This window comes from Candidatus Methylopumilus rimovensis (assembly GCF_006364615.1).
GTDB classification, from domain to species: domain Bacteria; phylum Pseudomonadota; class Gammaproteobacteria; order Burkholderiales; family Methylophilaceae; genus Methylopumilus; species Methylopumilus rimovensis.
In genome coordinates this window covers 825,041-845,345 of the sequence record NZ_CP040986.1, presented here as the reverse complement: position 1 = coordinate 845,345, position 20,305 = coordinate 825,041, and the positions used below count along the sequence as shown (strand labels likewise).

Annotated in this window: 22 protein-coding genes; 13 read left to right on the top strand and 9 right to left on the bottom strand. The window is 35.5% G+C overall.

Going from position 1 to position 20,305, the window contains the following annotated elements; translation table 11 throughout:
* The first annotated feature begins 137 nt into the window (after positions 1–137).
* Positions 138–2,828 carry a bifunctional [glutamate--ammonia ligase]-adenylyl-L-tyrosine phosphorylase/[glutamate--ammonia-ligase] adenylyltransferase gene (glnE, locus tag FIT61_RS04265; RefSeq protein ID WP_244925181.1) on the top strand — a complete coding sequence of 897 codons (2,691 nt, stop codon included), beginning with the start codon at positions 138–140 and terminating at the stop codon, positions 2,826–2,828.
* A 94-nt stretch (positions 2,829–2,922) separates the two neighbouring features.
* Positions 2,923–4,206 (top strand): sodium:proton antiporter NhaD, encoded by a 1,284-nt coding sequence (gene nhaD, locus FIT61_RS04260; RefSeq protein WP_139883470.1) that lies wholly within the window; start codon positions 2,923–2,925, stop codon positions 4,204–4,206.
* A 199-nt stretch (positions 4,207–4,405) separates the two neighbouring features.
* Here the strand turns inward: nhaD and pqqA are convergent, their stop codons facing one another.
* Positions 4,406–4,477: a pyrroloquinoline quinone precursor peptide PqqA gene (gene pqqA / locus FIT61_RS04255; protein ID WP_012777389.1), complete on the bottom strand. Its 72-nt coding sequence runs from the start codon at positions 4,475–4,477 to the stop codon at positions 4,406–4,408.
* A 317-nt stretch (positions 4,478–4,794) separates the two neighbouring features.
* Here pqqA and FIT61_RS04250 point away from each other — a divergent pair, with 317 nt between their 5' ends.
* The 7 genes from FIT61_RS04250 (at position 4,795) to FIT61_RS04225 (ending at position 9,807) form a co-directional block, all read left to right on the top strand.
* Entirely contained in the window at positions 4,795–5,247 is a 453-nt protein-coding gene (locus FIT61_RS04250; RefSeq protein ID WP_139883468.1) for a Fur family transcriptional regulator, read from the top strand.
* A 92-nt stretch (positions 5,248–5,339) separates the two neighbouring features.
* On the top strand, positions 5,340–6,596 hold the full coding sequence (gene zigA, locus FIT61_RS04245; RefSeq protein WP_139883466.1) for a zinc metallochaperone GTPase ZigA: 1,257 nt from the start codon (positions 5,340–5,342) through the stop codon (positions 6,594–6,596).
* A 106-nt stretch (positions 6,597–6,702) separates the two neighbouring features.
* Positions 6,703–6,978, top strand: a complete 276-nt coding sequence (locus tag FIT61_RS04240; RefSeq protein ID WP_139883464.1) for a hypothetical protein — start codon at positions 6,703–6,705, stop codon at positions 6,976–6,978.
* A 70-nt stretch (positions 6,979–7,048) separates the two neighbouring features.
* Entirely contained in the window at positions 7,049–9,154 is a 2,106-nt protein-coding gene (locus FIT61_RS04235; RefSeq protein WP_139883462.1) for a TonB-dependent receptor, read from the top strand.
* A 105-nt stretch (positions 9,155–9,259) separates the two neighbouring features.
* Positions 9,260–9,394: a hypothetical protein gene (locus FIT61_RS06835; RefSeq protein WP_280525204.1), complete on the top strand. Its 135-nt coding sequence runs from the start codon at positions 9,260–9,262 to the stop codon at positions 9,392–9,394.
* Positions 9,391–9,660, top strand: coding sequence for a TIGR03643 family protein (locus tag FIT61_RS04230; protein WP_139883460.1), 270 nt, complete (start codon positions 9,391–9,393; stop codon positions 9,658–9,660). Before FIT61_RS06835 ends, FIT61_RS04230 begins: the two co-directional genes overlap by 4 nt.
* Before the next feature lie 6 nt (positions 9,661–9,666).
* A complete protein-coding gene (locus FIT61_RS04225; protein ID WP_139883457.1) occupies positions 9,667–9,807 on the top strand; it encodes a DUF2256 domain-containing protein in 141 nt (46 codons plus the stop codon).
* Positions 9,808–9,851: 44 nt separating this feature from the next.
* On the opposite strand, the gene FIT61_RS04220 is transcribed toward FIT61_RS04225, so the two are convergent.
* The 4 genes from FIT61_RS04220 to FIT61_RS06845 all read right to left on the bottom strand — a co-directional run bounded on the left by FIT61_RS04220 (position 9,852) and on the right by FIT61_RS06845 (position 12,954).
* On the bottom strand, positions 9,852–11,381 hold the full coding sequence (locus FIT61_RS04220; RefSeq protein ID WP_139883455.1) for a cryptochrome/photolyase family protein: 1,530 nt from the start codon (positions 11,379–11,381) through the stop codon (positions 9,852–9,854).
* Positions 11,382–11,584: 203 nt separating this feature from the next.
* Positions 11,585–11,911 (bottom strand): DUF3147 family protein, encoded by a 327-nt coding sequence (locus FIT61_RS04215; RefSeq protein WP_139883454.1) that lies wholly within the window; start codon positions 11,909–11,911, stop codon positions 11,585–11,587.
* Positions 11,911–12,597 (bottom strand): DUF429 domain-containing protein, encoded by a 687-nt coding sequence (locus tag FIT61_RS04210; RefSeq protein WP_139883452.1) that lies wholly within the window; start codon positions 12,595–12,597, stop codon positions 11,911–11,913. Before FIT61_RS04210 ends, FIT61_RS04215 begins: the two co-directional genes overlap by 1 nt.
* Entirely contained in the window at positions 12,598–12,954 is a 357-nt protein-coding gene (locus FIT61_RS06845; protein WP_139873557.1) for a thiol-disulfide oxidoreductase DCC family protein, read from the bottom strand. It lies immediately after the preceding gene.
* A gap of 152 nt (positions 12,955–13,106) precedes the next feature.
* Here FIT61_RS06845 and FIT61_RS04200 point away from each other — a divergent pair, with 152 nt between their 5' ends.
* The 3 genes from FIT61_RS04200 (at position 13,107) to FIT61_RS04190 (ending at position 15,769) form a co-directional block, all read left to right on the top strand.
* Positions 13,107–13,589 carry a hypothetical protein gene (locus FIT61_RS04200; RefSeq protein WP_139883450.1) on the top strand — a complete coding sequence of 161 codons (483 nt, stop codon included), beginning with the start codon at positions 13,107–13,109 and terminating at the stop codon, positions 13,587–13,589.
* Positions 13,586–14,287: a pirin family protein gene (locus FIT61_RS04195; protein ID WP_139883448.1), complete on the top strand. Its 702-nt coding sequence runs from the start codon at positions 13,586–13,588 to the stop codon at positions 14,285–14,287. The genes FIT61_RS04200 and FIT61_RS04195 overlap by 4 nt, the downstream gene beginning before the upstream one ends.
* 135 nt (positions 14,288–14,422) lie before the next feature.
* Positions 14,423–15,769 carry a CorA family divalent cation transporter gene (locus FIT61_RS04190; protein ID WP_139873554.1) on the top strand — a complete coding sequence of 449 codons (1,347 nt, stop codon included), beginning with the start codon at positions 14,423–14,425 and terminating at the stop codon, positions 15,767–15,769.
* 22 nt (positions 15,770–15,791) lie between these two features.
* Here the strand turns inward: FIT61_RS04190 and FIT61_RS04185 are convergent, their stop codons facing one another.
* The 4 genes from FIT61_RS04185 to FIT61_RS04170 form a co-directional block, all read right to left on the bottom strand.
* Positions 15,792–16,247 carry a toxin-antitoxin system YwqK family antitoxin gene (locus FIT61_RS04185; protein ID WP_139883446.1) on the bottom strand — a complete coding sequence of 152 codons (456 nt, stop codon included), beginning with the start codon at positions 16,245–16,247 and terminating at the stop codon, positions 15,792–15,794.
* Between the two features lie 4 nt (positions 16,248–16,251).
* Positions 16,252–16,644 carry a hypothetical protein gene (locus FIT61_RS04180; protein ID WP_139883445.1) on the bottom strand — a complete coding sequence of 131 codons (393 nt, stop codon included), beginning with the start codon at positions 16,642–16,644 and terminating at the stop codon, positions 16,252–16,254.
* 68 nt (positions 16,645–16,712) lie between these two features.
* Positions 16,713–17,297 (bottom strand): hypothetical protein, encoded by a 585-nt coding sequence (locus tag FIT61_RS04175; protein ID WP_139883443.1) that lies wholly within the window; start codon positions 17,295–17,297, stop codon positions 16,713–16,715.
* Positions 17,298–17,332: 35 nt separating this feature from the next.
* Entirely contained in the window at positions 17,333–19,459 is a 2,127-nt protein-coding gene (locus tag FIT61_RS04170; RefSeq protein WP_139883441.1) for a YgiQ family radical SAM protein, read from the bottom strand.
* A gap of 85 nt (positions 19,460–19,544) precedes the next feature.
* On the opposite strand from FIT61_RS04170, the gene FIT61_RS04165 reads away from it, so the two are divergent.
* Positions 19,545–20,288 carry a sulfite exporter TauE/SafE family protein gene (locus FIT61_RS04165; RefSeq protein WP_139883439.1) on the top strand — a complete coding sequence of 248 codons (744 nt, stop codon included), beginning with the start codon at positions 19,545–19,547 and terminating at the stop codon, positions 20,286–20,288.
* Positions 20,289–20,305 lie beyond the last annotated feature (17 nt).

Below are 20,305 nucleotides of genomic sequence, written 5' to 3'. Positions count from 1 at the left end.
ATATAATTGATCGAAGTCTAAGGTAATTAGTACTAGGCTATTCAAACAATCCTGTAATGAGTTTTTTTATGGTAATTTCTAGTGTATAGAAAATTTACTATTTCCATTTACGCATGCATACTCAGCACAATTCATTAATGAGTCAATTGATAGATAAGAATCTTGCTTACACTTTTTATTGTTCTCCTTTTATCAAAAGATTATTTGAGGCTGATCAAGACCTTGAACAAAAATCACTTGAACACATAAATCATCCCTTTAGTCGTCAAGAGATGGAATCTTGGCTGAATAGCCGTCAAATTTTAGATGAAGCAAGCTTAAATCAATCGCTTCGTAAATTACGTCAATATGTTGTTGCTAATATCATTCTTCGTGATCTTAATAAGCTTGGTGATTTAGATGAGGTTTTAGTGTCAATTACTGCACTTGCCGAAATCACGCTCATTCAAGCACATCAATTTCATTTCAATTACCTCAAGACCATTCATGGCTCGCCTATAGGATTAAATGGTGAAGAGCAACAATTAAGTATTGTGGGCATGGGTAAATTAGGTGGAGAAGAGCTTAATGTTTCATCTGATATTGATCTTATTTTTGCATATCCCGAAGAGGGTGATACCGAAGGTAAAGAACCTATAAGTAATCAAAGCTTTTTTATTAAGCTTAGTAAGAAAATCATATCGAGTCTCAACGACATCACAGAAGATGGATTTGTATTTCGTGTAGATATGCAATTAAGACCTTTTGGCTCTGAGAGTCAAATTACATGCAGCTATCAAATGCTAGAAGACTATTATCAAAAATACGGACGAGAATGGGAAAGATATGCTTGGGTAAAAGGTCGCGTTATAGCGGGGCCTCGAATAGAGCTTAATAAAATTATTGACCCTTTTGTCTATCGCAGGTATCTAGATTATGGCGCATTAAACTCTATGCGCGACTTAAAAAGTCAAATTCAAAACGACGTCAAAAAAAGAGGTATTCAAGAAAATATAAAACTTGGCCGAGGCGGTATTCGCAAAGTTGAGTTTATTGCGCAGGTCTATCAATTAATTAGAGGCGGTCAAGACAAAGCTTTAAAGCTAAAATCACTTTTGCCCACATTAAAACTTCTAGAAACTAAAAATTTATTATCTACCGAAGCTGTCAAATCCTTAACTGAAGCTTATCGATTCCTAAGAAATCTTGAGCATAGACTTCAGTATATAGAAGATAAGCAAACACAAGAGCTACCAAAGTCTGATGAAGGGAAATCAAGAGTCGCAAAATCTATGCAATATGAGGATTGGAATTTGTTTTATCGAGATCTTGAAATTCATAGAGCAAAGATAGAATTGTATTTTGATGAAGTCTTTAAAGAAGCCATTAAAGACGAGGATTCGCCTCAATTAAATATGGCTAAAGCACTTTGGCATGGCACTTTAAAATTAGAGGATGCACTTCAGTATCTCGAGAGTTTAGGATTTAAATTACCGAGTGAGACTTATCAAGTGCTTGATGGACTCAAGCATAGCTCACGATATATTCATTTACCTGAATCTAGTCGGCAACGATTCGATTTGCTGATGCCTTTAATTATAAATGAAGTCTCTTTGACGTCAGCATCTTATGCAACATTGATAAGAATGATCTCAGTTTTAGAGAGTATATGTCGGCGTGCAAGTTATCTTGCGATGCTCACAGAAAATCCAAGCGCACTAAAGATACTTATTAAATTATCGGAAGCAGGCCCTTGGCTTTCCCAATACCTTGTTCAGCATCCGATTTTAATTGATGAGCTTCTTGATATTAATCATTTTTATACAAAACCAGATTTTGCTGAAATAAAAGCGAGACTTCAAAAAGATTTACTGGATGCTCGAGATGATATTGAGCATCAAATGAATGTGATGCGGAATATTAAGCATGCCACGATTTTTAAATTAGCAGCGCTCGAGGTAATAGGAGATGTATCCGTTGAAAATCTTTCTGATTATTTAACTGAACTTGCTGATTTATTGATTGAAGAAACATTAGATTTAGTTTGGAGTTATATGTATTCAGAGCAGATTGACTTGCCTAAGTTTGCAGTAATTGCTTATGGAAAATTTGGTGGTAAAGAAATGAGCTATACGTCAGATTTAGATGTTGTATTTATCTATGATGATGAACGAGATGGTATGGCCGAAAAATATGCAAGATTTGCACAGCGTATTAATAGTTGGCTTAATACCTATACATCTTCAGGTGTGCTTTATGAAATTGATCTCGCATTAAGACCTGATGGTGCCAGTGGCCTTTTAGTCAGTTCAATCAATGCTTTTCGAGATTACCAATCAAAGAGAGCATGGACTTGGGAGCATCAAGCGATTACACGCGCTAGATTTTGTGCTGGAGATAAAGAAATAGGTAATCAATTTGAAAAGATTCGATTTAATATTTTAAATGCTCCAAGAGATATAAATCAGTTAAAGAAAGATGTAGTCGAGATGCGAGAAAAAATGGTTGAAAAACACAAAGTCGATCATCATTATTTCGATTTAAAGCAAGATCGTGGCGGTATTATTGATATTGAATTTATTGTGCAATATTTTGTATTGGCTTTTAGTGCTTCATATAAAGAACTCACTCACAATATAGGCAATATTGGACTACTTAATCTTTTTAGTAAAAAAAATTTAATAGAAGTTGAAATGGCAGAAAAACTTATTGATGCATATCGCTTATATAGATCACTCCAACATCAATTAGGGCTGGAAGCTAAACTAGATGGAAAAGTGATACTTTCTGAAGTGGATCATTACCCCATGGAAGTTATATCGATTTGGAAGGAACTTTTTAAAGATTAATTGCCATAAGTTTTTTCAATTTGAGTGATATATAAATCAAGGCATTTAAAATGTTAAAATCTAATTGTAAAAATAAATAAGCTAGCTAAAAATTATGATTAGTTCACTCATTATTATCTTCGTCATTACATATGCTTCAATTACGCTCGAACATTCTATAAAAATTAATAAATCAGCCAGTGCATTACTTGGTGGCGGATTGTTATGGACCATATATGCATTAGCAACAAGTGACCATTCACTTGTAGGTCACCAATTATCCGAATCAATAGCTTCTACAGCTGAAATTGTTTTTTTCTTAATTGGTGCTATGACGATTGTAGAAGTGATTGATGCGCATAATGGCTTTGAAGTTATTACATCTCGTATCAAAACTACAAAATTGACATCTTTACTATGGATTGTAGGGTTCCTATCTTTTTTCTTAAGTGCCGTATTAGATAATTTAACAACTACCATCGTGATGGTTTCGCTTACTAGGAAATTATTACAAAAACAAGAAGATAGGCTTTTATTTGCAGCAATGGTGGTAATTTCAGCTAACGCGGGAGGTGCTTGGTCGCCCATTGGCGACGTGACAACCACTATGTTGTGGATTGGCGGACAGATTACTACATTGGCTATCATTAAAGGTTTATTCTTAGCTTCATTAGCTAACCTTATTGCGCCCTTATTATTTGTTAGTCATTCAATGAAGGGCAAGCTTATTTCAACGCAAACTAAAACATATAACGCCCCTTCAATGCTGACATCTGATTTTGAGCGGAACACTATGTTTTATTTAGGCCTCGGTATTTTGATTTTAGTGCCTGTATTTAAAACAGTGACGCATTTACCACCTTTTATGGGCATCCTTTTTGGATTAGGAATTCTTTGGTTGGTAGGGGATTTGATACATTATAAGAAGGACGATGCTGATAAACAGCAATTCACTTTAGCCCATGCTTTACATCGTATTGACATGACATCGATTGTCTTTTTTATTGGGATTTTATTGGCTGTCGCTACACTCGAACATAGCCATATACTTCGCTCATTCTCTGAGTTTTTAGATAAAACAGTGGGTCGCCAGGATTATATTGTCACCTTATTGGGCTTATTGAGTGCTGTTGTTGATAATGTGCCCCTTGTCGCAGCTTCTATAGGGATGTACGACTTAACGCAATATCCGGCTGATAGTTTCTTATGGGAATTTATGGCTTATTGTGCAGGTACAGGTGGATCAATACTTATTATTGGTTCGGCTGCAGGAGTCGCTGCTATGGGCTTAGAAAAAATTCCATTTTTTTGGTATGTTAAAAAGATTAGCTGGTTAGCCTTGATAGGCTATTTTGCAGGCATAGCTGTCTATATTGCCCAATATAATTTAACTCACTAATTGTTATTAATGAATTTTTGTTGAACAAATAGGGCAGGTACATTTCCAGGAATGCACAAGCCACTCAAATGCTTCAGTTTTATTTTTATATTTCATTACTCTTCCTCAAATTATTAAACACTATCAGTAATGGCAGATAACATATAAAAAAGCCTAGTATGAACCAGGCTTTTTAGTTTTTTCATTTAAAAAAAAACAATTACTTGTTCATTACATACATTGTGACTTCAAAGCCAAAACGCATTTCAGTAGCTGCTGGAGTTGTCCACATAATATTTTCCCTAAAAGTTATTTTAAAAAATTAATAATGTCTAGTTTATTAATTCATTTAACAAGTCTTTTAACTTGTTAAATGAATCGTACTCTTAAGATTGATACATCATAGGAAAAATTCACTTAACATAAGCTAAGTAATTTCATGAATACAATAAAGGCTTGATTGTAAGAATTTATAAAAAAGATATTGATTGCAAACTTAATTAAAAGAAATTCATAAAAATTTAGACAAAATGCAAAGCATTTTCATCATAGCTACTTATAAAAATTCCTATTTAAAACCCACAGGGTAGTGGTATTATTTTTTTAATAATGAATAATTCACAAACTCTATTTGCACAAAAAAAGTTAAGAGCTACATCTTCCAGATTAATTATTGTCGATGTTCTTTTAAGTCACCATCAGCCACTTTCTCACCAGGATATATTAAAACAACTACCGCAAAATTTTGATCGCGTCACACTTTATCGAAATCTTAATTGGTTACTAAAAAAAGGTTTAATTCATCGCATTTCAGGTGAAAATCGCACTTGGTATTTTCAGTTGAATCATGAGTTCTTTAATTCCCAACCACGACCAAGGTTAACTGCAAAACAGAAAATCTCAACTACGAATCATTTGCATGCACATTTTAATTGTAAATCTTGTGGGCAAATTTTTTGTCTAGATGATATTCATCCAAAATTAAGCCACGTTCTTCCCGCTAAATTCTTTGCGGAATCCATTGAGCTTACCATCAAGGGTAAGTGTTCTCGCTGTCAATAATTTAAAATAGCCAAAAATATGCAACTTAGTTGCATATTTATTTTTTTCTTTTATAATGCAACAAAATTGCATATTTTTAAAAGGAAAACTCCTTGGAATCAAAAACTTTTGCCGTAAATAAAAAACTTCCCGTGACCGTTCTCTCAGGGTTCCTGGGTGCGGGTAAAACTACTCTCTTAAATCACGTTTTACATAATCGTGAGGGTAAAAGGGTTGCAGTTATTGTGAATGACATGTCTGAAGTAAATATTGACGCTCAATTAGTCCGAGACGGAGGAGCCGAGCTATCTCGTAGTGAGGAAAAATTGATTGAAATGAGTAATGGTTGTATTTGCTGCACTTTAAGAGAGGATTTACTGGTTGAAATTACCAGACTTGCAAAGGAAGGTCGATTCGATTACTTACTTATTGAATCCACTGGTATTTCAGAACCTCTTCCTGTCGCTGAGACATTTACATTTCGTGATGAAGATGGAGTTAGTTTATCTGATATTGCAGAGCTTGATACGATGGTGACTGTAGTTGATGGGTATAATTTTATCAAGGATTATAGCTCCAGAGATTATATTGCAGATAGAGGGGAGAGCCTTGGCGATGAAGATGAGAGAACAGTAGTAGATCTGCTAGTAGAGCAAGTTGAATTTTGTGACGTGATAGTTCTTAATAAGACAGATTTACTCTCCACTGATGAAATTGGACGTTTAGAAGGCATTTTAAAAACGTTTAATCCACGCGCTAAGATTATTCATAGTCAATTTTCTCAGGTAGCGCTTGATCAAATTATGAATACTGGATTGTTTAATTTTGATGTAGCTGCAGAATCACCAGGTTGGCTTAAGGAATTACGTGGCGAACATATTCCTGAGACTGAAGAATATGGAATTTCAAGTTTTGTATATCGCTCTCGCATTCCATTCCATCCAGAGAGGTTATGGGCGTACTTTAACGAGGAATGGCCTGGAGTGATTCGCTCAAAAGGTCGATTTTGGATAGCCTCACGACCTGATTGTTGCATGAATTGGTCTCAAGCTGGAGCTATCACAAGAACCGAATTAGCTGGGTTCTGGTGGGTGATTACGCCAAATACTCATTGGCCTGAAGATGAAGCTAGTCTTCAGCAAATTAGGGCGCGCTGGGAAAAGCCTTATGGCGACAGACAACAAGAGATTGTAATTATTGGCATGGATATGGATAAAGATGCGATTATAAGAGGGTTTAATGCATGCTTACTAACCCAACAAGAATTAGCTATTGGCGATCATGGAGAAAAAATGAATGCGTGGAAACACTTCAATGATCCTTTCCCAGAATTTACGAGCGAGCATTTAGCCAGTGAAGAAGTTCATTAGGTGGGCCTTTCTTTAGGGAAATTATGATTAGTATAATATGCAACATAGATGCATTTATGGTGCTACAATAAAATTTATGTTTAAACGATTGTTTTCTATATTGTGTTTGATAATTCTGTTTGCGGTAAGTCAGCAAGCAGCAATTGCGCATGAAATTTCTCATATAGAAGACTATACAGAAAAGACGCAATCACATAAGTCAGATCTTCATTCCTGTGCTCAATGTATTGGTTTCGCAAAACTTCAGCATATTAATGATGGTGAATTTGCTTTCAGTCTTGAAGAATTAAATCATTACACAGTATTTGTAGTTCAACCTAATTCATATGAATCTCTCACAGCAATTCACTTTGCTGCTCGCGCCCCACCTCAATACCTTTAAATTATTCGACTTTAAAATTACCCCATTTTAATTTGATGGGCTTTTGGTTTAAATATTTAAAAGGTTTGACATGAAACTCAAGAAACTAGTATTAGCGCTTTTTTTTATATCAGTGAACGAAGCGATCGCAGCTGAAAAATCTTTGATTACACTGCCTACAACACCGGTCACTGGAAATCCTTTGGGCGTTGGTTCAGATGAAATGGTGGTCCCCATTTCAATTCTCAATGGTCGTGAACTTTCATTAAGACGAGAAAATACATTGGCTGAGACATTAAATAGCATTCCAGGCGTGAGTAATAGTTCGTTTGGTCCTTCGGTGGGGCGTCCTGTGATTCGCGGCATGGATAGCGATCGGATTAGAATCTTACAAAATGGTATTAATAACTTAGATGCGTCTAATTTAAGTTTTGACCATGGCGTATCGATTGACCCTTTAATTATAGAACAGATAGATGTGATTCGAGGACCTGCCACACTTCTATATGGCGGTGGTGCAGTTGGGGGGGTAGTCAATGCGATTGATCATCGAATTCCTAAAGAAAAATTAGAAGGCATTACAGGTCGTGGTGAAGTGCGTTATGGAGGTGCTAACTTAGAACAAAGCAATGCGGCTGTGGTGGATGTCGGTACAGGTAATTTTGTGATGCACTTTGATGCTTACAATCGAGATAGTAAAAACTTAAGAATTCCAGGCAATGCGGTTTCAAGAAGACTTGAATCCACTGGATATTGGGACAAAGAAGAAGAAGTTGAAGGCTCAAAAAATGGATCTTATAAGCCTTATTTGACCGATCATGGTAGGGGTAGACTCCTGAATAGCCAATCTGAGACAAGGGGTGGTGCTATAGGAGCATCTATGATTTTTGATAGGGGCTATGCAGGTGTTAGTTACGCTAAACATCAAACAAATTATGGCAGCATCGTAAAACCAGTTCTTATTGATATGGATAGCGACCGCTTTGACTTTGCCTCTGAAATTAGAGATCTAGGTACTTTTTTTGAGCGCGCTAAATTTAAAGCAGCTTATACCGATTACCTTCATCATGAAAAAGATGGAAGTAAAATTCACACCACTTTTAAAAATAAAGGTATCAATGGGACATTTGAATTGACGCATGTACCTTTATTCGGTTTGAAAGGGGTGATCGGAACTCAATTTGATAATGGTAGATTTGATGCGCTTGGTCATGAAGCCTTTGTACCAAATTCAAAAACAAATTCTCAATCTGTTTATGTTTATGAAGAACTTCCCTTAAACCAACATAAGCTGACCTTTGGTTTAAGACATGGCAAACATAATGTGGCAAGTCAAGGTGGAGGAGATTTAGAAGATGGTGGAGGTTTTCATTTTGGTAATCCTTCTACAAAGAAATTTAATACCAATAATGCAGCTATTGGTGGCCTTTATGCGCTTAACGATCAATGGTCGTTGACAGGTAATGTCACTCATAATGAGCGTGCTCCTAGCTATTTTGAACTTTTCGCAAAGGGTATGCATGTTGCTACAGCTACTTATGAACAGGGTGATACTGGACTTAGGAAAGAAAGATCAAATGGATTAGATGGTCAAATTCGCTGGAAAGCAGGAGAAGATAGCTTGACGCTTGGAGCTTATTATACAAATTTTTCAAATTTTATTGGTCTTTTGTCTACTAGTGAAAAAGGAGACGCTTACGACCATGACCACGAAGAATATACATACCCTAAAATATCTCAATTTACAGGCATTAAGGCTATATTCAAGGGTGTGGAGTTAGAGGGTAAAACCATGTTGACAGAGAATCTTCAATTCAATCTTAGAGGAGATTATGTGGATGCTCAAGATAAAACGAATGGTGGTTATGTGCCACGCATAGCGCCACTCAAATTAGGCACAGGTCTTAAGTATGAATTTAATAGCTTTGGCGCAAGATTAGATGTACTTCATGCTTTTAGACAAGATCGTGTTGCGACAAACTATAATTACGAGGGAGGTAAGGAGCTTGTTACAGACAGTTATACAAACGTCAGCATGATGGCAACGTATAAGTTACCTACCCAATATAATTTAGAGGCATTTACGCGCGCTAATAATTTATTAGACGAAGAAATTCGCGAGCATACATCATTTCTAAAAGATATAGCGCCCATGGGTGGTCGATCGCTTATGATTGGTCTTCGAGGTGAATTTTAAATTTTCAAAAATTTAAAAAAGAACAAAGGCCGTATCATGAATTGAGTGAACTCTATCTTTAACATTTGCTCTATTCAGAGTTATTAATTACAAATAGGATTAGTCATGGCAAAAAAAGTAAAGCAAGAAAAAAAATGTTCCTACAATTGGCATATGGCTTTTAGATGTTTACTTGGAACTGCATTTTATGTTTTAGGTATTGCCGCTTTCGTTAAATATCTTTTTTGTTCTGCATCATGAGCCTAAAAAAGCCATTATTGAGTGAGGGTGATCTCTCACGTCTCATTGAAATGGCTTGGGAGGATAGAACGCCTTTTGAGGCAATCTTAAAAAATTTTCATGTAGATGAGCCGTCTCTCATGAGAATCATGCAAGAAAATCTTAAGCCATCCTCGTATCGGTTATGGAGAAAGCGCGTTAAAGAAAAATCAGTCAAACATCTGAAACTCAGATCGTCTGAGATAAAACGCGCTTATTGCCCTACGCAATATAAAATCAGCCGTTAATTTTTTATGAGAATGATAAAAAAAGCACAATTAGCCACTAAGATTTGTGTTGTGTGCCAGAAACCATTTGCTTGGCGAAAAAAATGGCAACTTGTTTGGGATGAAGTGAAGTTTTGTTCTGAACGTTGCAGGCGCCATAAAAATTAACATGAATGTCAAAATAAAATAACTGCTGCCCCTGTTACGCTTAGTTACAAAGTCTCAATATTTTGAATATATTTACGTGCTTGAGATTGCACATCCTTTAATAAATCAGGATCCATGTCTCGAAGTTGCTTGTATACAATGCCTAATCTAGGATTCTTACCAAGCTTTTCGGCATTTAATAAAAAGAAATTCCAATAAAGACTGTTAAATGGACAAGCCTTTTCACCAATTTTTTCATTTTTAGAATAATGGCAGCCCTCACAATAGTTACTCATTTTATTGACATAATTGGCAGTGGAAACATAAGGTTTACTCGCTAACTTTCCACCATCAGCAAATTGACTCATACCAATAGTATTAGGCATTTCCACCCATTCAAAAGCATCAATATAAATTCCAAGATACCATTGATGTAGTTTTTGTGGATGAATGCCTGCAAGAAGTGAAAAATTGCCAATCACCATAAGTCTTTGAATATGGTGAGCATAGGCTTCATTTAAAGATTGATTAATGGAATATTTAAGACAATTCATTTGGGTTTGACCATTCCAAAACCAACTTGGTACCTTTAATTGATGATTAAAATAATTTTCACTATTTAGTGAAGATATATTTGCCCAGTAATAGCCTCTTATATATTCTCTCCAGCCTAAAATTTGTCTGATAAAACCTTCGGCGGTATTAATAGATATGTGATTATCGCGATATGATCTCTCAACCTTCAAAATAACCTCATGAGGCGATAACATTTTTGTGTTAAGAGCAAAAGAAATTAATGAATGAAACATCTTTGACTCATCCTTATGCATCGCATCTTGATAATCACCGAAGTGCACTAATATGTTTTTTACAAAGAAATCGAGATGTTTTAATGCTTCTTGTCTATTTAATGGCCATCGAAAGTGAGATGCATTATTTTCACCAAAGCTTTGTATCTGGGCATTACAAATTTCATTCCATAGGGCACTATGATCATGTATGGGTCGAGTATCTTTAAAAGTCTTGGGTGTTCCCTTCCATACCTTTCTGTTCTCATTATCAAAATTCCATTTTGAACCGATTGGCTCATTTATATCATTCATCAGAATGTGATGCTTTTTTCTCATATAACGATAAAAAGACTCCATGAGCCATTGTTTTTTATCTTTAAAGACCTCTTTAACTTCATCACGGCTTGTATAAAAATGTTCTGATGAGACACATGCTGATGGTATAGAGATTTCATTACAAAAATTTTTTAATTCTTTATCTAACCTTGATTCGTCTGGCTCTTGATATTCAAATTTTTTAATATGGTGAACTTTAAGTAAGGCATTAAGATTAGATTTAAAACATTGTTGATTGTCTTTATCATTTATTTTTATATAAATGACGTGATGATTATTTTTTAAGAGAAACCCCTTAAAATCTCTCATGGCAGCAAATATAGCTATAATTTTTTGTGCATGATGAAGAACATAATTTGTTTCTTGCTTCACTTCCATTAAAACGTAATATATTTCATCATTTGTGGTTTTAAACCAGGAATGGTTTGGATTGAGCTGATCGCCTAGAATAAGTCTTAGAGTTTTCATATAAATAATCTAATAAAAACAATTTTTTTGTTTTTCACATATAAAATAGTGTTTTTACATTGCATCATTTAGTTATGAGTATTTTTGGAATTCATGAGGAAAAATATAAATAACTCAAGAAATATTGATGAAAAGGACTATATTCAATCACTATTAATGATTATAGGAAACTTTTTTAAAGATTATTGAGAGTAGTCCCATACTTAGAGTATTTTTTGGAGCAAATAAAAAAGTATTGTCATGATAATGATAGCCAATAGCATAGAAGTAAAATAACCATACTGGTTTTTTAATAGCCAGCTAAATAAGGGTAATACAGGCATCACTGGCAATACATAAATAAAATTTTCATTAGCCAGTTGAGCAATCTTTTCAGTATCTTTACTTTCAAACCAAATCATAGTGTATGCAGTAAATGAAATAATTGGGAGCGCTAAGAGGAGTGCTGCTATCTTAGTATCTTTTTTACTTAATTCAGTCACTAATACAATCACTAAAGTAGCGATAATAATTTTTACAAAGTAAGCCATCAGTAAGCAATTTGCATGTTTGGTTTTTTTGGGGCTTGGGGTATAAATGAAGCTTCATTGGATTGAATCCTTTTTGCGCTCCATAATACGGCAAGTGCATCTAATATATCATCATCCATGACATCTTTTTTTGGATATTGCATCCTTATTTCATCAAAATGAAAATATTTAAAATGTGTAGTTAATAATGAATTTCTTATATTAAAACCCTCAAAGGTCTTTTTGCTTTCCAAAATAACTTTTTCATTATTCATTGCCCTAAAACTCAACTCCGGATGTATTTCATAAAAATTCATTTTTTCATGGTGAATCATGGTTTGCACATCTTTAATCTTAGGAAATAAATACCATGATTGAAGCGACATAGACTTACCAAAAAGTCTTTTTGAAACTAATGAAGCTTTTTCATAGTTGGGCTGTTCTAACATTTCAGGAGTAGGTGCCGTAAATACTGAAGAAGCTTTTTTGCTGAGTAATTTTCTGGCTAGTTGGTCGGCTTCCCTTGGAATTTCATCAGATAGAATGACTGGCATATCAATGCCAATAACTAGATGATTTTCATCTTTAAAGAAATTATTTAAGTCATTAAGATTTGTAAAAATAGATGACTCAATATTCTCACTTTGATTTTCCCAAACTGAAAACCAACCAGACTTACAACCATCAATTCCAATAATGAATGCCAATTAATTCACTCGACAGTAATTGAGCCTGTTAAAACGCCATGACGCGAAATATTGATATGCTATTTTGCTCATAGGGTAAATGATAGGAAGCTTGATAACGATGCTTAAGCAGCGCCATCCTCTTAAATGTTTCCAAATAAGACAAAACGCATCGATACCTTTATGAAGCATTTCGTTTTCATCGATAGCGTGAAGGCTTAAAAGTGCATCCTTATATGTAATTTGATATTTGTTGAGCAGGTCTTTATTCGTATGAAGATTGCACCACAAAAAAATGTTGGTGGGGGCAATTGATTTGTAATATCGAATTTCTTTTTTGCAAATATTGCATTGATTATCAAATAAAATCTTTATCATAATTTTTTAAATGAGATTTAAAAAGAAAGGCCCCAAACCATTCAGGGTGAATTTGGAGCCTATCGAGCAATATTTCAGCTTATTGCTTCTTTTATAGAGCTCAGCCTCTATTAAAAATTCAATTTTTTTACTAAAGACCCTATACTTATTTTATGGATACTTTAAGTCATGCTTTATGGGGTTATGGTTTGTTTGGGTACAAGCGATATCCTTGGTCAGCCATATTCTTCGGTTCTATGCCAGATCTTATTTCGTTTGGATTCTTGATGCTTATAAATCTTATGACGGGGCATTGGCATTTTGGAAAACCCGCATTAGATTCTCTGCCGTCTTGGATTTTTCCAGCCTATTCAATCGGCCATAGTTTTATGGTATGCCTGCCTATCATTTATCTTGTTTATCGCTTTAACCGAGCATTTGCTATGGCGATGCTAGCTTGGCCTTTCCATATTATTCTCGATTTTCCTTTTCACTCGAAAGCTTTCTTTGCGACCCCGATTTTTTGGCCACTATCAGATTACAAAATGGATGGAGTGCCATGGACACATTGGTATATTTGGTATCCAAATATTTTATTTCTCTCTATTTTGCTCTTTTATCGTTACAAGAAAAATTTTAAGAAATTTAATCAGTGATCATACTTAGAAAATCAGAAGATCGAGGATATGCCGACCATGGTTGGTTAAAAAGCTATCATTCATTTTCATTTGCAGATTATTACGATCCTCAATATATGGGTTGGGGTAATCTTCGCGTCATTAATGAGGACTATATTGAAGTAGGCGGAGGCTTTGGAGATCATTCTCATAGAAATATGGAGATCATCACCTATGTACTTTCAGGTCAGTTGGCCCATAAAGACAGCATGGGCAATATGAAAACTATCAATCCAGATGAGGTGCAAAGAATGAGTGCAGGGAGCTTTGTTGCGCATAGCGAATTTAATAGTGCTAGTAATTCTATGACCCATCTATTACAAATTTGGATTGAGCCTCATGTGAAAAATATAGAGCCTAGCTATGAGCAAAAAACGATTTCTAGAGCTAAGAAAGAAGGTAAGCTTGCCCTCATTGCATCTTCAGATGGGAGAGATCAGTCCGTTTTGATTCATGCGGATGCGTCTTTATATGCCGGTATTTTCAATGAACATCAGAAAGCGATTTTAAAGTTGAGCCAAAATAGAAAAGCGTATGTTCATCTTATCAAAGGAGCATTGGAAATTAACGGCCATCATTTGAAGTCTGGTGATGCATTATTGCTAAAGGATGAGCCCCTAATCACCATTGAAAAGGGTGGGGATGGGGAAGTGTTGATATTTGATCTAGCGGCATAAGTATTAGCCAAACCACCTTATTTTCAAGGTATATATAAGTAATTCATTTTTATTGGTGATCAAGGTTTCAATTTGATGGCTATTACTTTACAATTGCCGAAACCTTAAGCTTAATCTGAATTCGAGGCAATTATCATGTCAGAAAAAAACAACATTGATAAGAAATTATCCAGTATCAAAAACTTGCTCGCTAAGCAAAATCTGGTTGGTAATCTCATTCAAAGACAAGAGATGTCTCGTCAGGATATTGTCGAATCTCTCATTCAAAAACAAAATTCCACCGAATTAGAAAAGCTTGTTAAAAAGCTAGAAGTTAATGACATTGCCAGAATTCTGGAAGCATTAATAGAGCAAGAGCGAATTGTTGTATGGGATCATATTGAAACAAGTCGTCGTGATGATGTGCTTCTGGAAGTTTCTGATGACATTCGTATGGATCTTGTATCTGACGAAACTCCAAATAAAGAGCAAATTACGGTTATTCGAGTATTTGACTTATTTAAAGGTCGTTTACGTCAAATACCTATTTACAGCCGAAAAGATCTTGAAAAGGCCAAGCCTATTTGGGTGGATCTTGTCACACCTGAGATTGAGCAGCTCGAATGGGCTAGAGAAATTTTTGGTGCGCATATTCCTAACCCCAATGAACTTACAGACTTGGAAACGAGTGCGCGTTTTTATATTGAAGATAATGGTGAAATTCATCTACATTCCAATTTCTTACTAGACACCACGAAAGAATCTAAAAACGTTACGGTGGCATTCGTTCTTAAAGACAAAATATTATTCACTGTTAGAAATGAAGAATTGCCTGTATTCAGACTTCAACGTTTAAGAGCGCGTGCAGAAGCAGGTTATGTATCTCAAGCGAAAGATGTCTTATTAGATTTGTATGCAGCAGATATTGAATATTCAGCGAACGCCCTTGAAGATGTTTACTCAAGACTAGAAAAAGTCGGTAAGCAGGTTGTGAAGTCCTATATGACAAATAGCCAGGCGGCGACGATTCTTTCTGATATTGCCATCGAGGAAGATTTGAACGGTAAGATAAGACGTAATGTGATGGATACTAGAAACGCTCTGTCATTTTTGATGCGTTCAAAGCTTTTATCAGTGAGTCAACATGAAGATGTCAAAGAAATTCTTCGTGATATAGACTCATTAGATGGCCATACATCATTCTTATTTAATAAGATCAACTTTCAAATGGATGCCACAGTCGGTTTCCTTAATGTAAATCAAAATATTGATTTGAAAAGATTGACGATTATCAGCGTCGTCTTTATGCCGGTGAATATCATTGCAGGTATTGGAGGTATGTCTGAATTTAGTATGATGACGAATGGTATCCCTTGGCAATTAGCTTATGGCTGTTTTATTTTAGTCATGATTGCGATTGGACTCTTTACATTTATAGGTTTAAGAACCTTTGAAAATAAGCGTATTGAAAAATTAAGATCAGAAAATTCTTTTGATAAATAAAAATGCTACCTAGGTAGCATTTTTATTTTGTGGGCTTTCCATCCTCATATAAGGTTTTAGATTTGACATCGCCATTCTTTTCCCAGTAAGTCTCATACCCTTCTTTTTTGCCATCTTTAAAAGTTGCTTCAGATCTTTTGGCGCCATTGTCATACCATTGTGTAAATAAACCATGCTCTTTACCATCTTTGTAATGCGCTTCTAATTTAAGTTGGCCACTTTCATACCATTGATTCCACACACCATCTTCTTTATCGTTTTTATAATTAGTTTGTATATATTTCAGTCCACTGTTGTACCAAAAAGTCTCTAAACCTTCTTTTTTGCCGTTGACATAATGGACCTCATATTTGGTATTTCCATTTTGGTATTTTTCAATATGTGTTCCTGAGAGTAATTTGCCATCTAAGTCTTTGGAGAATGAGAGATTGCAAAGACAGAGAATAGAAATGATCGCTATACATCGAATAATTTTCATAAAATTAACTTGCTAAGCAACTCGCCTTATAGTTTTTCGCTGATGCAAGAGAGGCTCTTAAGTCTTCCCTTGGATAAAAGAACGGTTCGCTAAGATAAGACTCTTCCATTTTTTCGCAGCTTTTTGGGTCTAATTTTTTAACGCTTGCTACAAAACATGAAGGATTGTATTTAATAAGCTCTTCAAGTAACGCCGCATGTTGAGCCCTTTTTTCATGATTAGAGACATTAACAAGAGCATTTTGAATGAATTGCTCTAATTGGGCAGGATTACTACATTGATTGATGTTACTAATAAATTGCTTTTGGCTTTGAAGTTTTTGAGTATTTATATCTTGATTAGCAAATGCCAATGAAAAACAACTAAGTAACGTTAAACATACAACTAAAGCTCTCATAAAAATACCTTATAAATGAAATGCTTCTTTGTCTTAAGTTTTATGAAAAAGTTCATAAAAATAAGAACTTAAGTTTTTGAAAGCTGTTTTCTAAAATTCTCAAGATTTTCTTGATAGTTTTTAGCATCTCCGTATTCTAAAAATTTTATATATCTTGAGTGTGTGCCCATGACTTTTCTTGCATGTTTTATAGGGCAGAAGTATTGCTCAGTTCTCGCTACAATTTCTGTGATGTAAGCTAAAAGTCCAGCCCCATAAGCACAGTAGGTGCAATGAAATTTTTCGATCCAATTAAGATAATGAAGATGGTGGCGATCAAAAGAAATGTAATCACGTCGCTTCACTAATTTAATTTCATAGATAGGAAAACACGTGAATTGATAAAAGCTTATACACGCATCTAGGATTAACATAGGGATGATCATGCTGTAGATAATGGGCCCTGTCATAAGATTGATGGGTCTTGTTGAAAACCAATGTATTAAACCTATTTTTAATTTCTTATGTGCCTCTTTAATAGAACTTTCAAATTCAACCTTCTTGCCTTTAAATTGATAGTTGAATTGAATTTCTTGCTGATGAATGACTTCATTCAGTTCTTTTTCAATCGCTTCCATCTGTTTAAGAAGTTCTGTGATTTTTTTGTTTTTCATTTTATTTTCTTTCAACTTCTTAGCGAAGTTAAAGGTTAGCGAGCGCGTTTAAAAGGCTTTGTAGTGGAGGGTTTGTTTCTCGCAAATTGATGCATTCTTTTAGAGTGATTTTCTGATAAAGGCTGCCTTGCTGGAATCAGATGTTTTTTACTGTCTCCAATTAAATCAGAGCGGCCCATACGTTGTAATGCCTCTCGTAACATAGGCCAATTTTTTGGGTCATGATAGCGAATAAATGCTTTATGAAGTCGTCTTATGCCACCTGCTCGAGGAATGGGAACTTCTTCACTATCATTTGTTACTTTACGCAAAGGATTTTTACCTGAGTGATACATGGCTGTAGCCATAGCCATCGGTGTCGGTGTAAAAGTTTGCACCTGATCTAATTTAAAGTCATGTTCTTTGAGCCATAGTGCCAAATTCATCATATCCTCATCGGTAGCACCTGGATGCGCTGCGATAAAATAAGGAATTAAATATTGTTCTTTGCCGACTTCTTTGGAGAAGCGATCAAACATCTCTTTAAATTTATTATATGAACCCATGCCCGGTTTCATCATTTTAGATAAGACATTTTCCTCAGAGTGCTCAGGTGCAATTTTCAGATAACCCCCGACATGATGTTGCACAAGCTCTTTGACATATTCAGGAGAAGTGACTGCAAGGTCATAACGCAGTCCTGATCCAATCAGTACTTTTTTGATACCTTTGGTGTTTCTGGCTTTTCGATAAAGCTCTATAAGGGCTGAGTGGTCAGTATTTAAATTCTCACAAATACCAGGATAAACACAAGAAAGCTTTCTACAAGAAGCTTCAATGGTTTCAGATTTACAAGCCATGCGGTACATATTTGCTGTAGGACCACCTAAATCTGAAATGACCCCTGTAAAGCCTTCAACTTTATCTCTAATCTCTTCAACTTCTTTTAAGATACTCTCTTCAGATCTACTTTGAATAATGCGACCCTCATGTTCTGTAATGGAACAGAAAGTACATCCACCAAAACACCCGCGCATAATATTCACTGAGAAACGAATCATTTCCCATGCTGAAATTTTAGCGTTGCCATAAGAAGGGTGAGGTTTTCTTGCATAAGGCATGCCATATACATAGTCCATCTCTTTTGTTGTGAGAGGAATAGGGGGTGGGTTTAACCAAACTTCACGATCCCCGTGTCTTTGAATGAGCGCTCGCGCATTTCCTGGATTCGCTTCTAAATGAAGGACGCGTGATGCATGCGCATAGAGCACCGGATTATCAACCACTTCTTCAAAGTTTGGTAAACGAACTACTTGTTTACTTCGATCTGTTTTTGTTTTTCGAACAACCTGAATGACTTTCACATCTTCAGGCAATTTTTCTTTGGTTTCGCAATCACTTCCAGCCCCCATTTTCATTTCATAAGGGTCAACATGGACTTCAATTTTTCCTGGGCGATCAAGGTGTGTGGACGCAATCTCTTCCCAGCCTTCAGGAATTTTTTTACGTAAGAATGCTGTACCTCTTATATCTTGAATATCTTCTACTTTTTCACCATCAGCAATACGGTGTGTGAGTTCAATCAGTGCGCGTTCAGCATTGCCATATAATAAAATATCAGCTTTAGAATCCACCAGTATTGAACGACGTACTTTGTCAGACCAATAGTCGTAATGTGCAATTCGACGAAGACTTGCTTCAATACTTCCAATCACTAATGGCACATCTGAAAATGCTTCGCGACAACGTTGAGAATACACAAGCACTGCTCGGTCAGGTCGTTTGCCTGCAATAGCGCCGGGCGTATAAGCATCATCAGATCGAATTTTTCGGTCAGCCGTGTATCGGTTGACCATACTATCCATATTGCCAGCGGTGATACCGAAATAAAGATTGGGTTTACCTAGCGCTCTAAAAGGTTCAGCACTCGACCAATCAGGTTGGGATATGATGCCCACTCGGAATCCTTGATCTTCAAGTAATCGTCCTACTAAGGCCATACCAAAACTTGGGTGATCAATATAAGCATCACCTGTCACTAAAATAATGTCGCAACTGTCCCAGCCTAATGCATCCATTTCCTTACGCGTCATAGGAAGCATTGGGGCTGCGCCAAAACGTTTCGCCCAATAAGGACGGTATTTGTTTATAGCTTTTACTGAAGATTGAGCAGTCGTTTGCATAGTTGAGCATTTTACTCCGATAAAGCTATTAAACGCTTTATAATTAATTAGTTAATATCATTAATAAGCGATTAAGAAAGTGTTTATGCATTTTGAATTGATTGATTTTACTATCAGCTTCTGTTTATTATTGGGTGCAATCTTGTATACATCAGTGGGGCATGCAGGCGCTTCAATTTATATTGCTATCATGACGCTATTTAATATCCCTAGTTCTGTGATTAAACCGACAGCATTAGTTTTAAATATCTTTATTGCTTCATTTACGAGCTGGCGTTTTATACGAAAAGGTTTTTTTGATTTAAAAGTTTTATTGCCGATTGCACTAGGTGCCATCCCATTCGCATTTTTAGGGGGTTATATCAATCCTCCGAGCCATATCTATAAATCTATTGTGGGTTTTATTCTTTTAATATCTGCTATTTCTCTTGTGACCGATCTTTCTAAAAAGATCGATAAAAATCTTAAAAAACCTCCATTTTTCTTAGCCGTTTTGATTGGTTCATGTATAGGCTTTTTGGCAGGATTAACTGGAACAGGTGGAGGTATATTTTTATCACCACTGATATTATTTTTAGGTTGGAGCTCAACCAAAACAACTTCAGGCATCACCGCACTATTTATTCTTATTAATTCTAGTTTTGGATTGCTTGGAAACTACTCTTCTATTCAGAGTCTACCTAATCAACTACCTTTATTCATAGGGGCTACTTTGATAGGCGCACTTATTGGCACAACGCTTGGGATAAAGTTTTATACAGCTAACACCATTAAAAAAACATTAGCTTTGGTTTTGGTGATTGCAGGATTAAAGTTGTTACTCACTTAAAACAAAAAAATCCCACA